Here is a 15,352-nt window from a genome sequence, read left to right as displayed (position 1 = left end):
CCAGGCAAATGATAAATCAGAAAATAGCCATAGTATATCTCAATATGTATTTGGAAGAAGCGGACTTACAGAATAGTGAATAATGTAGAATTATTCATGTGTTTATCTCCTAATATTTGTTGGATGAAATCATACTATACAGTGCTCTTTACAACAATGTGAAAGAAATTAAAAAGGGTCACTTCCCTATCCGAAGTGACCCAAACCAACAAATCAGGGGATGTAAGGCTAAATTAGCTTTACACTACTATTAATATGATGTGATAGCTATTTTTGTATAGTTAATTGCCCGAGAAATAGCTTTAAAAATTTTAAAATTTCGCAGTGTCCAACCATAATGAAACTGTCGAACGGGCTATTTGAACTTATTTGGACTTACTATTTGAGTGAAGCTACTTCTCCACAATATATACAAAAAAATATAAATGAATGGAGAACAAAAGAAATACAGCATCTGTAGGTCTGATAGTCGCTTAACCACCGGTACTTTCTTCATTTGTTGTTATTTAGATAGATAAGAATTTTATGTATGAGTTACTGAACAATACAAGGGAAGAAAATTTTAAAAGGGTCACTTTGGTGAAAGTGACCCTAATTAATCAGATATGTCAAATCATTATTTCCACTACTCTACTGTAACTAGGCAGTGCTAGCTAGTAAAACTCTTGGCTTAATACAGGAAACTTGCGCCCACGATAATTAGCAGAATAAATAGTACAACGATCAAAACGAATGATGAACCACCATAGCTGTTGCCATAACCTTGATTACTCATAAAATTCACCTCCTTTCTATAATCTATAGTATGTATAGTTGTAAAAATGAAAGACGGTATTAATCTAATTAATAAATTATTTAAAAATGGTTAATTAGGTTACGAAGGTTGAGAAACGAGTCGATAAAAAAGGTCACTTTGGTGAAAGTGACCCTAGTAACAAGTTTCGGAGGTACAAAGCTAAATTAGCTTTACACTACTATTTCTATGATTGGATAGTTATGTTTGTATAGTTCTTTGCCTGTGAAAATTAATAATATAAATTCACAACAGGTACGGCAATTTTCAATCCACCGAAGTAAATACTCTTTTGTAAGCTTGATTTGCGCTTGTTTACTCAAACAGGTTGCTCATACTACAATTTTGGTAGTATACAGTTACTGACTATCCTATTTACTAGGTAAAAAAACAAATCTGAGCTGTAGCGTTTGACGACGCTATGGCTTTTTTATCTTGCGTTGGAGCATTTGTTTACAAGTTGCCGCAAGTGATGACACAAGTGTTTCAGTGTATATCCCGCATGAACGGTCAGTAAGCCGCCGCCCACCTCAAATGGAAATTAACGTGGTGGTCTATCAACTGACCGTAAAAGCCCGATTGGTTCAAGTTGCTTAGATTGTTGAATGGCGACAGTATAATATCGATTGGGAAGCAAAAATGCTATTTCTTGAAATTATATCGTGTGCGATATATAATGAATCGCATACGATGTATATGGGGGGTGACTTGAAAATTAAAGCATTTTTACTAGAGAATCAGCTATGTTTTGCGATATATAAAGCAGCTAATCAATTTACAAAATTATATCGCCAAGTACTTGAACCATTTGATTTGACCTACCCGCAGTATTTGGTGCTACTTGCATTATGGGAACAAGATAATCTTGTCGTAAAGCAAATTAGTGAAAAATTGAGTCTCGGAATAGGTACGTTAAATCCAATATTAAATAAGCTTGTTGTTAAAGGCTGGGTCAAGAAAGAAACTTCTTCAAGTGACAAAAGGGCTGTTGTCATTTCATTAACAGAGAAAGCCAGATCGATGGAAACAGCTATTACAGAAAAGCTAGTTGAAAAATTGACTCGTTGTGATGCATTAACTGTTATTGATGGAGATCTCAGAGCACAGTTACAAAATTTAAACGAGACATTATCTCAATTGAATGACAGGGAGGAAAAAAGATGAGTATTTACGACATCAATGTAAAATTAGAAGATGGATTAGAATATAGTTTAGAGCAATACAAGGGTAAGGCGTTACTCATTGTGAACACCGCAACAAAATGTGGTTTTACACCACAATTTGAGGAGTTAGAAGAATTGTACAAAAAATATCAAGCACAGGGCTTTGAGGTACTAGGATTTCCTTCTGATCAGTTTAAACAAGAGGTTGATTCTGCCACAGAGGCTGCCGAAGCTTGCCGTTTGACATATGGAGTTACCTTCCCAATGCATGAAATTGTAAAGGTAAACGGTAAAGATGCACATCCTCTTTTTGAGCATTTAACAACGCATTCAAAGGGATTTTTAGGAAGAAGCGTTAAGTGGAACTTTACAAAATTTTTAGTCAATCGAAATGGAGAAGTAGTATCTCGCTTCGCTTCAACTGATAAACCTAAAAGTTTTGAGGACAATATTAAAAAAATTTTAGACTGAATATGTTTTCGTTTTACGATATAGGCGTCATTATAAATATACATAAAGAGTCACATCTAACCAGATGTGGCTTTTTATTGTGCATTTAATAACTATGTGTGAAGGGATGATAAATGATTAAGGTAACACGCAAACAACACCTCATCATCTTCATCCAGACTGGAAAGTTGAAGAGGTTTTATAAGAGTAAGTGAATAGATGTAGTACAGCAAAAAGCATAGCAACAAAATCATCCTGGATACCAACTGTGTAAAGCAGTTGGGCGTTCTCACAAGACAGAGAACGTTCAGCACTTATAAAGAAGTAAAGACGCATCCACATCTATCATTGACTCTAAGCAACTGACAATGCCTATGCTTCAAGCGTTATAACGATATGCATAAGCGTTTGGAATTAAACAAGAGCACTAAGTTTATTCATGAAGAGAGGTGGTAAGATGCAATTTACAGATGACACAAGGACATTTGATACAGAAGAGATAGAAGCTGCTGTCAAGAATCCACAACGAGAAGGGGATGAGCGAGACATGCTGAATGCATTTGCTCGCTATGCTTACTTTCGATACAAGCAGATAAGAAATTGTGTAAATCCCCGTAAGTGTAAATACATGTGGATTGATAAAGTGCGAGAACAATTAAAGTCACCTGCTAAAATACAAAGAGTTTGTCATTTATTAAACATTACAGATGATGAAGTACATTACATCGTAAATTTTGTTAAAAAGCATTTGAAGTACGTAAAATAAAATATCCCAAGTCAATGAGCGAAAAGCAAAGTAATTATCATAATGACTGCGATAAAATTTATTAAGCTATTTTCCTTGCAAATTGTATTCAGCACAAACTAAATAAAAGCAGGTGGGAGAGAAAATGTCTAAGGGATAACGGAAATTTTTTTAATTTTTTCTGCTATTTATAGGCATAAAAGACCAATCACTCATAATTAAATGAGTTTTGGTCTTTTTGTGTGATACATATAATATACGGTATTGTTGAGATGCTGAATCTTTTATACTTTAGTTTCTTCATTTCCATAACTCTTTTAGTAAGGATATGAAATTCTAAAAAAGGCAACTATAAAAGGGTCACGATGAAAAGTGACCCTAACTCGCAACCAGGAGGTGCCAAACTGTTATTTGGCTAACTGCTAGCAAAAAATCATTTTGTTAATACATGAAACTAGCGCCGACAATAATTAGCAGAATAAATAGTACAACGATTAGAACGAATGTTGAACCACTATAGCTGCTGCCGCCACCATCATAACCACAGCTGTAACCCATAGAAATTCCCTCCTCTCTGCTTTTTATAATATGTAACGTTGTAAAAATGAGCAGTGTTATTCAACTATCTATATCAAGTAATCGATACTTAGGATCACTCGGGTGAAGGTGACCCTTAGTATCAAAAACGTATTTTAATAGCCAATTGCCTCAGTTCGAAGTCACCACGAACACTTTTTTGCATACACTGGTATGAAAACATAGCGAGTTCACTTTGCTTGAATCCCCAAAAATTAGGAGTGTATTGCCATTTATGAAATAAATATTGATGTAAAGTATGAATTTTGAAATAATTAGAGTGATTTACATAATAGCGATATCTATGAAAGAGTTTAGGAAAGGATGTGGTAGGTTGGTGAGTCAGTATTCGACAGTAAGTAAAACATTTCGAAGGTTAAAATTGCTAGGGCTAGCTTTTATTATTTTCATTTCACTCGCATTGATGTCAGGGTTCCTTTATGAGTATAGCAGTTATAAAAATGTTAAAAGTAAATTCCCACCAGATGGACAAATGATTGATGTTGGAAATAGAGAACTCCATGTGAAAATTCAAGGAACCAAAACGAATCTCCCACCCGTTGTCATTGAAACGGGAACAGGTACTTGGTCCTATGATTGGGAAAAAGTTCAGAAAGCATTATCAAAGCATACCCAAGTTATCACATATGACCGAGCAGGATATGGCTGGAGTGACCCACCACCCAATGGATTTTCTGTCGATGAGACGATAGAAGATTTAAGTAAGATTCTCGAATCTTCTAAAATTGACACGCCTGTGATAGTAGTTGGTCATTCTGTTGGCGGGATTTATTCTCGTTTTTTTGCAGACAAGTACCCAGAAAAGGTATTTGGATTAGTTCTTGTGGATTCCAGGAATGAATATTTTGCAGATCAAGCTACAGAATTTAATAACAAGTTTTTCGAGACACAAGACCAAACTATGAATCGTATTTTATCTCAGTTTGGAATCGTACGACTAATTGGAAAAAATATGTTCTCTAATTCTATGCCTGATTACATTTCCGCAGATAAATATATCAATGTTCATTGGGACGCACCATTTTTTAAAGTATTAGATGAAGAAATTAAGGAAATTAAAGTTTCTGAAAAGTTACTAAAAGACATTCAGCCATTAGGGGATAAGCCATTAACAATCATCACACCAATGGAGGTAGAATTATTTGCGTCAGAATTAGGTTTTTCGCAACAAGAGGAGAGTAAACTGAACAAGCAATGGAATGATTCCCAAAAACAATTGACCAAATTATCAACTAATAGTAATTTCGTTTCAGTTCCTAATAGTAGTCATTCTGTTATGTATGACCAGCCCGAGGCAATAATAGAAGCAGTACTGAACATGACTGATTAAATAAATTGATTGTGAAATGGACTCAATAACTTTTAAAGGTCCTTGGAGTTTCGCATCTTGTATTGCCGCTAAAACTAGCGAACATCATGGCAAGATGTTTGCAGTTTTTTTGTTACCTATTAAACGTAATGAAAACGACGATACTTATCTCAATAAATATTCTCCGATGATTTAATATAAAAAAAGTCACTCATTTAAATTTGAAAAAAATGAGTAACTTATTTCTGTTTATTATGTTAGTTGGTAGTTATCCGTGAATATAGGTACTGGATTCCAATTAGTCCAAGCATCGCTTGATAGCTGAAACAACGGAAGCTGTCGGGATTCAATGTTCTTTAAGCACAAGGCTGTCCATACAGTAGAGCGGTAGCTGAAACCGCTTTTGTGTACTTTACTATTTAAGTTTAATTATCATGATCCAATTCATTCACTAAATATAGGTATTTTTATTTATTTATAAGTGAAAAATTAACATTATATTACCGCTATTTTGTCTAATAATATTAGAGTTTAAGGCGCTATATTGATAATTTTACGTTGACATTATAGTTCTTTTGAATAATACTATACTTCAGTAATTGTTATAGTTTTTTAGGTATAAAGAATTATGACGATACAAGATATATAGCGGTTTGGAAAGGGGCAGATTAGATGAAAAGCAAAAGTATTAAGCGACAATTATTGTTTTTTACATTAGGTTTACTGTTATTGTCATCAGTACTAAATTCTGTATTAGGTGTATGGATTGTTGGCAAGAATAGTCAAGAAGTATTAATTGAGAAAGCCAAGGAACAGGTTTTTGAAATGGCCAAGCAAGTGGAAACGATATTAAATTCAGAGAGCGACCCCATTTCATCATTACAAGAATTTGTGGAATTAAAGGAAAAACAAGACAATGTGACGTATGCTGTTATCATTGATACCAATGTTCAGGCGGTGGCGCATAGTGATAAACAAAAATTAGGAAAAGTGTATGAGGATGACTACACGATAGATGGTGCTAAAAACGGGAAAAACCAATTTACAAGATGGTATGCTGAAGTCCAAGGTATATGGACGTATGACATTATGGAACCTGTATTTAAAGACGGCGAGCTTTATGGGGTTATTGACATTGGAGTGCCTGAAAGCGGCATTAAATCAATTATCAACTCTGTTCTAAGTTATCAGATTATTACAGGCATCGTAAGTTTTTTAGTTATAGGTGCTTTAATGTGGTGGATTATCGGGCGCATTGTAGCGGCAATTAAAAATCTTGAAAACGTCATTCATCAAACCGCAAGTTTAGATTTTACAGAAAGCCCAGAACTTGAAACGTTATTAAATCGACAGGATGAAATTGGACTCATGTCAAAAGGTATTTCTGGCATGCGGACGGCATTAAAGGATGTTACCGTTAACATACAAAATACCAGTTTCGAGTTATCAGATTCCTCCAAAATCCTTATGCAAATATCAGATGATACGGTACGTACAACTGATGAAATTAGCTCTGCCATTAATGAAATAGCAAAAGCAACAGAAGAACAGGCTAATGATACAGAAAAAGGTGCTGAACAATTGAATCAACTTTCAGTGAATATTGATAATGTTATTAATCGTACAGAGAAGATAGCGTCCATGACAGAGGATATTGATAATTTAAGTAATCAGGGTGTGGAAACCGTCAACCAACTCTCTATTTGGTCAGAAAAGAATCGCGTGTCTTCACAACAGGTAAGTAGCATCGTTCAAGAAGTAGATAGAACTTCATCTGATATATCAAGTATTATTAATACAATTACAGAAATTGCAACTCAAACAAATTTATTGGCACTGAATGCATCTATTGAGTCAGCTCGCGTAGGCGAAGCTGGAAAAGGTTTCGCAGTAGTTGCAGATGAAATTCGAAAATTATCCGAACAGACATCGAATGCCACTGAAGATATTAAAAATAAAATAGCTGCTATTCAAGATATTTCCAAAAGTGCTGTGCATGAAATTGGTACGAGCCTTAGCATTGTCGAACAAAATGCTAAAGCTACGGAAAATACGAGTGAGATATTTAATACCATAAAGACTGCTCTAGACCAAACAAGTAAAGTTGCGCAAGAGGTGAAACATTTATCAAATGAGATGAATGAACGCAAGGAGCAAATCATTAGTGTAGTTCAAAACATATCAGCTTCTGCAGTAGAAACCTCTGCAGGCACAGAACAAGTTTCTGCTTCAGCACATGAACAGCTAAAAAGTATTGAAACCGTTTCAGAAAAAGCGAAGGATCTAAATACAATTGCCGATACTTTAAGTGGAGAAATGAAAAAGTTCACTATTTGAAAGAAGTAAAGATACATCCAGTCAGTCATTAACTCTAAGCAGCTGACAATAAAACTTGTAATGAATAAAGTGCGTCTCTATATAATATAGAAACGCACTTCAGACTGTAAGCAAACTCAAAAATGGAGTTTGTTTACAGTCATTTTTTTTCAAATAGAAGTATCTATATGAATCCGTTGTTTTCCGCTACGGCGGACGTTTTTCGCTGACATGGCTTCAGTCTCCTCGTCGCTACGCTCCTGCGGCCTTTTCGCTCATGCTATTCCTTGCAGAAGTCGCCGCCTGCGCTCCAATAAACTAGTGTACGTACATTAGTTATTCGTCTTTAATAACTATAAAAACACCACTAAAAATTAAAATTGTACCAAACCAAAAAGACATTCCTATTGTCTCTCCTAACAATAGCCAACCCAAGAAGGTCCCGACAATTGGTTGGAAGAAAAAGAACAATCCACCACTAGAAGCATTCATTAATTGTAGGCCTTTGTTCCATAATAAAAAACCACCAGCTGTTGAAATAACGCCTAAATACAGTAATCCTCCTGAAATTGTCGGTTGTAATAGGCTAGATAGATTTAAATCATTTAACTTTGGTAGAACAAATGGCGTCAATAAAATTACTGCGATCATAGCTGAATAAGTTGTAAAAACAATTTGTGAATAATGACCAGGAACTTTTTTGACTAAAACGGACATCAATGCCCATGATAATGCAGCAATTAATAAGGAGAAGCCGCCTAATTGTTGCGTCCCGTCAATTTGTCCATTTCCAACAATAATGACAACCCCAAATGTTGCTAGCAGGATGGAAATACATTTTTTTATCGTTATTTTTTCTTTTAAAATAAAGCGTGCAAACACGACCATAAAGGCAGGTGTTGTTGCTGTAATCATTGCACCCATTTGAGCAGTCGATAACATCGTGCCTATTTCTTGTGTGACAATCGATATTGTATTACCGATGAGACCTACAAGAAAAATAATCAACCAGTCTTTTTTAGCTATTTTCCATGATTGCTTCATGCATAAACCAACAATTGCAAGCACCATGACAGCAATCACATAACGTATCCAGACAAGTTCCAAAGGTGGAACAACATCAACCACTACTTTTACAACAACATACATTGCGCCCCAAATACTTGCTGCAAGTGATAAAAATAAGGCGCCTATTACTTTAATGCTCATATTTTCTCCTCCGTTTTTCATAGGTATCTATGCCCTTAACGGAGAAAAACACTTCTACCGTTAAGGAAGAAGGATTGTTGGTACGTCTTGTTCAAATAATGGTGAAAACATCATATCAATCACTCCATTCTGTTTTCATTTTTTATTTAGTATAATTCAAGTGCAATCGTTTGAATAGGCATAGTTAAAGCGTTCAACAATGGATATAATAACCCCAGTATAAGAGCTTTGTTTTTTTAAATTCTTTGTTATTAAGGGGTTAAATCTGTCCAATGTTTACTTCACGATTATCGACATACGTTGATGTACTGAAAGGATCACTAGGCTGAGACTGACCCTAGACCATACTACAAAGTACTAATGAATTTTTTAGGCTTTGAAACCTTGATGGAAGCTACTTCTCCGCAATTTTGACACACCGTAAAAATAAGTGGAGAACCTGAAGAAAATATCGTGTCAATTGGTCTTAAGGCAGCATAACCATCAAGTTTACCTTTAGAAAAGGAATCATTGCCACAGGACTTACAAATTAATTTGCTGTCTTCCATAATATCATCTCGTTATGTAAATTTTAACATAAAAATGATGCAATATTAGGCTCAATTTAATCGGGATGTTATTAAAAAACAATTCGAGCGTAATAAAAACCATGAGGGTGTTTTTGTTTTGTTCTAAAAAGTGAACAGCAAGCAGACATCCTCTTGTTATTAAACAAACGAATTCGTGCTTATGAAGGGGATATAATGCCTAAACTTTATGATGATTAATAGTGGATTTTATGCTATTTTGTTAATGAGGTGATTTTATGGCGAAAGATATTACAATAGATTTTAACAATCTCGTAAACAACACACCACATAGTGGGCATAAAAGTCTGAACAACAGTAAAGCCATGAGTAATACAAAAATCACTAAAGAATGCGTTGACCGATTGATTGACAGTATTGATAAAACACTGAGGAAGTCTGAGTGACGTCTTTTTGATGCCAAAACAGTATTTAGGTTATTGTACATAGAGCGGGAGCCGAAAAAGTGAGAAAGAATGATAATGGCGTATAAACATTGAGATAGGTGTTTGACAGCCTAAAGTATTTAAATTTGAGGACGATATGGGCAGAGTGAACAGGCACTTACACTAATGTGGGACACTGAAAAAGTCAATAAAATGAATTTTAGCCATGGCGGAAACGATTAACGTTTCCGCCGTAGCTTTTTCTTCGATGCCTTTGATTGCCGTTTCTGCGGACGCTTTCCTGGGGGAGAACCTTGAGCCTCCTCGGCGCTCACATAGAAAAATGTAAGATTTGTCCACTATGAGATGGCTGTTATAAAGACGGTGCCAAAAGCAAAACGTATTCAGTTTCAATATAATAAACCGAACATGAAGAGCAAGCAGCTTTGCAAGAAACGGAAAAATTCAAAGACTTAGCGAAAAGGGCTATAAGATTGAATCGAAGAATAGTAAGCTGAAAAATCCGCATGGCTACAATAAAGCAAAATGGGCGGGTTTATTTGGCCTGGAAATCCAAGGAGATACAACAATATTTGCGTTGAGTTTTAAACGTTGAAACAATATACTCACAAAATATGTCTCATAAAGGAAACTGCACAGGTAACGGAGTAAGGCAAAATTAAAAGGATTAAGTCCGGTATAATACCGGAACTCAATCCTTCGAAGCTACTTATCTAATAACATTTCTAACATGTTATTGTTTAAAGTATTATTTGATAGGTATTCTAAGTCCTACGAATGAAGCGATAGATAAAATAGAGGTAATAACACCTAATAAACTACTCAATTTTTCTAATGGTTTTTTAGCTTTCTCTTTATCTCCGTTTTCTATATGAGTTTGAAGTAGCTCAAAATTGGCTTCTGCAATTTCTCGTTGCTCATCTGATAGTAGTTGAATTTCTTCGTGTAATTGTTGTAAAGCATTGATAATATCATCAGAATGGCTAGCTATCCCTTGATTGAGGGTACCGTTGTTTTCAATAGTTATATTCCCTTTGTTTTCTCCAAAAGTTAACCCACCATATTTACTAGATTCACTCATATAACCATCTCCTAAAATTATAGTTAAACTCCCAAGCTTTGATACTAAATCTAATAATTGACTAGAATTTTCTTTTTCTAAAATATCGATCATTTCTCTTAAACTCTTAGGTTTAATTTGTTGATTCAAACCACCATGTAGTCTTTTGTTATTGGTTTTTTTTTTGAAAAATTTTGTTTGAAATCCTCACTTAATTCAATTATTGGAATAGTGTCTAAAGGATTAAAACAATTTTCTGTTCCACAATATTTGCAAGTAATTTCAGAATCAATATTATCTAGTTCACATTTAGTAGTAGTTAAGATGCTTCTACTGCATTCCTCGCAGAGGAACTCTAATTTTATGATAAGCGCTTCCTGTTCTTCCAATTCAGATAATTTATCAATAACTACTCCGAGAGGTAAGTCAGTTATTTTTGCAATATAACTATGGTAAAATTTTTCAATCTTACTATTCGCAATTGCCTCAAGTGCATTATCAATTTTTTGAGAAATTTCCCATGGTTTTAAATTGCTCACAACTTTTACCTCACAGAATAAATTTGTTAAATCAATTTTTCTCTAATATAATGCAATACATGCTCAGACGCAAATACATTGAATTTAAATGTCTTTGTCGTTAAGCCAATTCTTATAGAATATTCTTGTACTACGCCACCAACACTATGTTCAAATATTATAGATCCTTTTTGTTTGGCTAAGTAAGGCTCTAAATAATCATATAATGGCAACCCTCTTAGTTCTCTAATACTACCTAATCCTATTGTTTCAAGACCACTTAAAAGTAACATAGTAAAAGGTGTGGTTTGTAATGTACCGGTAATATTCTCGCTATTTAAATTTTGCTCAAGAACGGCTAATTCACCATTAGTATAGTATTCATCAATTGCAGAAAGTATACTTACAAAAGATTTACCTTGTGTTTCTTCAAATGTACTTACTATTCCTGCTGGTCTTCCTGTAGCATCAATAAGCTTTCCTTCAAGAACATCAACTAAAGAATCAAGAGTACCACCGTATCTCTCTAAAAAATCAAACTGTTTGAATTCGTATTCCTCATCCACAATTTCGGCTAATCCAGCAATAATTTTCTTTGCAACAGCTAAACTTGCTCGTACTTCGATTATTCCCTTAATTTCATCAATATAAACTGTCGTAATTTCGTGTTTAACGTATTCTCTACGGTTAGCTAAAAAGTAATCAACATTAACCCCTGTACGATGAATAAACCTTAAATAATAAGCCTGTGACCCTTCGATTTCGGCTGCAGCAATAATTGTAGGTTCATTTGGAATATTCTCGCTGTTTGGCGTAATTACTGTTTCAAAAGGATCAAATGGCATATTATCAATAATACTTTGTTTAAGCCCCGATAAACCAGATTGATTTGTAGTTTGATACCAAGCTAAAGAAACAACTCCTGAAAAAATGTTATTGCTTATTATTTCCAGGGCATCACCTTCAATATGCTCAAACGCTGTCCACACTCTACTTGTTAATTCATTTACATTTCCTGTTGAATCTAAAGTCATACCATTACAGACCTCTTTGAGTAGGGCTTTATTTAATCTATTCAAGTCTTGGGGGAAAATCAAAGATTTAATTGTATTCATTTCTCACCTCTGGAATTATATAGTCGAATTTAATAATATATTCTATATATTACCATAAAAAGATAATTATTTGTTAAGAATGACAAAAAATCATAAATAAGTATTGAATATACAGTTGAATGGAATATTTTAATTTCCTTATTTAGAACATATGCACGTAAAAAGGATTTATGCCGTCATAGGCAAAAATAGAAGTAAGAAAAATATAAAATTCACGACAAAATACCATTGGAATAATGCCTTACGATTTACAGCCTTTTACTAATACCTCTCTATTGGTTTTTAGTAATGGTGAAAAGCGTAGACAATATGCGAAATAATTCATCAACAGGTTGATCTTTCAATAGTGGAAACATCTAACGCGACAATAAAGGTTGAAAGAAACTTTCATTTTGGTGGAGCAAGCATTGAAGTTGTTTTAGCTTGTAAATAAAGCAATGTAAAAATGCACTTTTACTGCACATGTGGGAAACGAAAAAAGAGCGATCAAAACATCGCTCTAAAGAATGCGTAAAATCCCATATTCATTGGTATAGCCCATACGAAGAAACCAAGAAGGGCGATGGGACCAATAAAGAAATTATAGATCTTTGTAGGTAAGATTTTACCGAATATCATCTTGTAAAAGACCACACAGACTACCATCACAATAGGTAGCAGAATCATAGGTGGTATAAAATGTAGCAGATTTCCAACAACTGAAATCCATGAAAATATGTCCATAGCATTACCTCATTATGTAATTTTAAGATGATTACCTTTTTGTAAGTTCATCAACTCATTTTTCAACTTTTTAATATTAGAATCAGCCGAAGTAGCAAGTGCAAATGCCAGACAAGCAAAAAAGCTATCAGTGCAAAAGACATTGAATACTTCCTAGTATATGGGAAAGTAATTTTTAAATAAGAAATTAGGGAGGAGAACCATACCTAGTTAATGTACGGATGAAATTGAAAAAAGTTTCGGGAATTGATATTGCGCTGCACGAGAAAAGAAAATAGTAAAAGGGTCACTCGACGAAAGTAACCCTCAGTATAAAAAGTGAGTAAGGCAAAATTAGCATCACCACCCCATTATTAATATGATGTGATAGCTATTTTTGTATAGTTAATTGCCTGAGAAATAAATTAAAAAAAGCCGCAACGTTTGTAGACGCTGCAGCCTAGAATTGGTTCAAGCCCTTTTGACGGTTAGTCAGAAAGATATTATACCACAACTTAGGAGGGGAAACAGAATTAAACCGTTATCAACTAGACTAGGACGACAAATATGTGTAAGGTCATGAGAATGAAGGACGAGCTTGATTCAATAACGGCAACTGCAGCCAACGCCAAATACGGTATTTAAGCAAAAATGCCTAAAGCTATTGCTGGCCAAAGTAATCTAATCCATGCACAAGTTCAATCAAAGCTTACGCAAAGTTCGTATCAATAAATCAACGATGAAATGATGATGGTACACAATTTAACTGGTAAACATTGAACAGGGAAGTGCTTTCCGATTGCTAGAGGCCATGCCTGTTCAGTGATTGCAGCAAAGCCTAATATGTGCCATACAAGTGTACAGCGAGTGCGGGAACGAGTAATTGATCTGATGATGAAGTGAATTTCCAGATGCTTCATCATTTTTGTATTTTAAGGGCATGTTTGATGTTGTAAGAAATTATAATATGTATTATTGCAATTTAAATTAAATAATTAGTAGTTGACTAAAGAAAGAGCTACAAGTAACATAGAGGAAAAAATTGTAATAATTAGGAGTGATTTTAAATGGCGGTAACAACATTTAAGGCAAACACATATTTAAAAGAAAAGGTTTTAGTAGAAGCTAATGTAAGAGGACATAAAATTATTGTAGATGAACCAAAAGAATTAGGTGGAGATAATCAAGGTGCAAATCCTGTAGAACTCCTTCTTGCTGCTTTAGGTGCATGTCAATCAATAGTAGCGAGAACTTTTGCTAAAAAATTTGATATAGACCTTCAAAATTTTTGGGTTGAATTAGAAGGAGACCTTGATACAGATGGCTTTTTAGGGAAATCCGATGTAAGACCTGGATTTTTAGCAATTCGATATACTTTTCATATCGAAACGAACGCATCAGAAGAAAAGGTAGAGGAATTTAAAAAATTCATTGAAGCCCATTGCCCTGTAGGTGATACGATTACTAATACAGTAAATCTTGTCTCTTCAGGGATTGTTATGGAGAATCCTATAATTTAATCTATTTTTTATTTCCAAAATATCGAATAAGTCTGATTAGTGGTGTGAGTTTAAGAGCGAATGACAAATGTTCCAAGCGTATTTTTTAAGCAATCTATAGTGTAAAGAGGGGGGACGACGAGGCAATATTTTCCTCCCTTGGTATTATAGATAGACTGACGACCGACCAGCGCTCCATATACGTGTCCGAGTCATGACATACCTGGCCGGCTCATATTTTTTAAGAGATTATGTGATCTTCTTCTATTTTCCAACCAAACTGACTAAAAGTGCACGATAAAAACACAATGCCCATACATCGAAATATGGCGAGCTCCACGTTTTTTCTAAAAATGAGCTATCGTCAATTAAATAGGTTTACCACAATAGACGAGCCTTTATCCTGAGCGGGGATGGAGGTTATTTTATTGTAGAAAATTGTTCCAATCTAGTCCCTCTCGGATTATGATTGAGTTAGAGGTGAAGGAGATGGAATACCAAGATTTTAGAAAAAATGTAGTTGAGGGCATACTTGATGATCGAGTTACGCTTAATAAAGTAATTAAATACATAGACGATCTTTTAGGAGAAGATATAAAAGCTTTTTATGCCAAGAATCTTTTAAATCAAAAACAGACTGAGTTATTTTATTTTAGTTCTAAAGGAATATTGAGAGTGCTCGTTAACCAAAATAGCTTTGTTTGTCATTACAATCAAAGCGGAGTCGTTACGAAAGAAATTCAAATCCCTCATTTTTCAAATGAAGAACATTATCTAAAAGCTACATTCGCAAATGGGGATTCTATAGAATTAAATAATATCGAGGACTCAAATGAAAATTGGCAAAATGAGTATTCAAGATATGTAAAAGAAATGTATTTAGCTATTTAAAAAACACTATCA

Annotated in this window: 14 protein-coding genes and 1 pseudogene; 9 read left to right on the top strand and 6 right to left on the bottom strand. The window is 34.4% G+C overall.

What is annotated here, in order from left to right; genetic code table 11:
- Positions 1-670: 670 nt before the first annotated feature.
- Positions 671-775 carry a YjcZ family sporulation protein gene (locus ACOMCU_RS19650; RefSeq protein ID WP_080647666.1) on the bottom strand — a complete coding sequence of 35 codons (105 nt, stop codon included), beginning with the start codon at positions 773-775 and terminating at the stop codon, positions 671-673.
- Positions 776-1,501: 726 nt separating this feature from the next.
- Between ACOMCU_RS19650 and ACOMCU_RS19645 the strand changes: the two genes are divergently transcribed.
- From ACOMCU_RS19645 to ACOMCU_RS19635, 3 genes are all read left to right on the top strand, one after another.
- On the top strand, positions 1,502-1,957 hold the full coding sequence (locus tag ACOMCU_RS19645; RefSeq protein WP_421051135.1) for a MarR family winged helix-turn-helix transcriptional regulator: 456 nt from the start codon (positions 1,502-1,504) through the stop codon (positions 1,955-1,957).
- The gene (locus ACOMCU_RS19640) at positions 1,954-2,427 is read left to right on the top strand and encodes a glutathione peroxidase (protein WP_421051134.1); all 474 of its coding nucleotides are present in this window, start codon (positions 1,954-1,956) and stop codon (positions 2,425-2,427) included. Before ACOMCU_RS19645 ends, ACOMCU_RS19640 begins: the two co-directional genes overlap by 4 nt.
- Positions 2,428-2,863: 436 nt before the next feature.
- Positions 2,864-3,172: a hypothetical protein gene (locus tag ACOMCU_RS19635; protein WP_036130254.1), complete on the top strand. Its 309-nt coding sequence runs from the start codon at positions 2,864-2,866 to the stop codon at positions 3,170-3,172.
- Between the two features lie 420 nt (positions 3,173-3,592).
- Here ACOMCU_RS19635 and ACOMCU_RS19630 read toward each other — a convergent pair whose 3' ends face one another.
- Positions 3,593-3,709 carry a YjcZ family sporulation protein gene (locus ACOMCU_RS19630; protein WP_010859563.1) on the bottom strand — a complete coding sequence of 39 codons (117 nt, stop codon included), beginning with the start codon at positions 3,707-3,709 and terminating at the stop codon, positions 3,593-3,595.
- 355 nt (positions 3,710-4,064) lie between these two features.
- Between ACOMCU_RS19630 and ACOMCU_RS19625 the strand changes: the two genes are divergently transcribed.
- Positions 4,065-5,078, top strand: coding sequence for an alpha/beta fold hydrolase (locus ACOMCU_RS19625; protein WP_010859562.1), 1,014 nt, complete (start codon positions 4,065-4,067; stop codon positions 5,076-5,078).
- Between the two features lie 651 nt (positions 5,079-5,729).
- The gene (locus ACOMCU_RS19620) at positions 5,730-7,394 is read left to right on the top strand and encodes a methyl-accepting chemotaxis protein (RefSeq protein WP_421051133.1); all 1,665 of its coding nucleotides are present in this window, start codon (positions 5,730-5,732) and stop codon (positions 7,392-7,394) included.
- A gap of 315 nt (positions 7,395-7,709) precedes the next feature.
- Here the strand turns inward: ACOMCU_RS19620 and ACOMCU_RS19615 are convergent, their stop codons facing one another.
- A complete protein-coding gene (locus tag ACOMCU_RS19615) occupies positions 7,710-8,582 on the bottom strand; it encodes a DMT family transporter (RefSeq protein WP_010859560.1) in 873 nt (290 codons plus the stop codon).
- An 805-nt stretch (positions 8,583-9,387) separates the two neighbouring features.
- On the opposite strand from ACOMCU_RS19615, the gene ACOMCU_RS19610 reads away from it, so the two are divergent.
- Both ACOMCU_RS19610 and ACOMCU_RS19605 read left to right on the top strand, forming a co-directional pair.
- Positions 9,388-9,555, top strand: a complete 168-nt coding sequence (locus tag ACOMCU_RS19610) for a hypothetical protein (protein WP_421051132.1) — start codon at positions 9,388-9,390, stop codon at positions 9,553-9,555.
- Positions 9,556-9,869: 314 nt separating this feature from the next.
- A pseudogene (locus ACOMCU_RS19605) lies at positions 9,870-10,150 on the top strand (transposase); the annotation flags it as partial.
- 153 nt (positions 10,151-10,303) lie between these two features.
- Here the strand turns inward: ACOMCU_RS19605 and ACOMCU_RS19600 are convergent.
- From ACOMCU_RS19600 to ACOMCU_RS19590, 3 genes are read right to left on the bottom strand one after another with little or no spacing between them, the layout of a single operon-like run.
- Positions 10,304-10,765 (bottom strand): hypothetical protein, encoded by a 462-nt coding sequence (locus ACOMCU_RS19600; protein WP_421051131.1) that lies wholly within the window; start codon positions 10,763-10,765, stop codon positions 10,304-10,306.
- Positions 10,762-11,154 (bottom strand): hypothetical protein, encoded by a 393-nt coding sequence (locus ACOMCU_RS19595; RefSeq protein WP_010859558.1) that lies wholly within the window; start codon positions 11,152-11,154, stop codon positions 10,762-10,764. The genes ACOMCU_RS19600 and ACOMCU_RS19595 overlap by 4 nt, the downstream gene beginning before the upstream one ends.
- A gap of 26 nt (positions 11,155-11,180) precedes the next feature.
- A complete protein-coding gene (locus tag ACOMCU_RS19590; RefSeq protein ID WP_155242442.1) occupies positions 11,181-12,248 on the bottom strand; it encodes a hypothetical protein in 1,068 nt (355 codons plus the stop codon).
- A gap of 1,769 nt (positions 12,249-14,017) precedes the next feature.
- Between ACOMCU_RS19590 and ACOMCU_RS19585 the strand changes: the two genes are divergently transcribed.
- Entirely contained in the window at positions 14,018-14,470 is a 453-nt protein-coding gene (locus ACOMCU_RS19585; protein WP_010859555.1) for an OsmC family protein, read from the top strand.
- Between the two features lie 468 nt (positions 14,471-14,938).
- A complete protein-coding gene (locus ACOMCU_RS19580; protein ID WP_421051130.1) occupies positions 14,939-15,340 on the top strand; it encodes a hypothetical protein in 402 nt (133 codons plus the stop codon).
- The last annotated feature ends 12 nt before the right edge of the window (positions 15,341-15,352 follow it).

The organism is Lysinibacillus sp. UGB7 (genome assembly GCF_049058285.1).
GTDB classification, from domain to species: Bacteria; Bacillota; Bacilli; order Bacillales_A; family Planococcaceae; genus Lysinibacillus; species Lysinibacillus sphaericus_B.
This window is presented reverse-complemented; position numbering and strand designations above follow the sequence as displayed.

Coding starts and splice junctions, on each gene's coding strand:
- ACOMCU_RS19650 (WP_080647666.1), bottom strand. CDS start 775: ATGAGTAATCAAGGTTATGGCAACAGCTATGGTGGTTCATCATTCGTT.
- ACOMCU_RS19640 (WP_421051134.1), top strand. CDS start 1,954: ATGAGTATTTACGACATCAATGTAAAATTAGAAGATGGATTAGAATAT.
- ACOMCU_RS19635 (WP_036130254.1), top strand. CDS start 2,864: ATGCAATTTACAGATGACACAAGGACATTTGATACAGAAGAGATAGAA.
- ACOMCU_RS19630 (WP_010859563.1), bottom strand. CDS start 3,709: ATGGGTTACAGCTGTGGTTATGATGGTGGCGGCAGCAGCTATAGTGGT.
- ACOMCU_RS19620 (WP_421051133.1), top strand. CDS start 5,730: ATGAAAAGCAAAAGTATTAAGCGACAATTATTGTTTTTTACATTAGGT.
- ACOMCU_RS19615 (WP_010859560.1), bottom strand. CDS start 8,582: ATGAGCATTAAAGTAATAGGCGCCTTATTTTTATCACTTGCAGCAAGT.
- ACOMCU_RS19610 (WP_421051132.1), top strand. CDS start 9,388: ATGGCGAAAGATATTACAATAGATTTTAACAATCTCGTAAACAACACA.
- ACOMCU_RS19590 (WP_155242442.1), bottom strand. CDS start 12,248: ATGAATACAATTAAATCTTTGATTTTCCCCCAAGACTTGAATAGATTA.
- ACOMCU_RS19585 (WP_010859555.1), top strand. CDS start 14,018: ATGGCGGTAACAACATTTAAGGCAAACACATATTTAAAAGAAAAGGTT.
- ACOMCU_RS19580 (WP_421051130.1), top strand. CDS start 14,939: ATGGAATACCAAGATTTTAGAAAAAATGTAGTTGAGGGCATACTTGAT.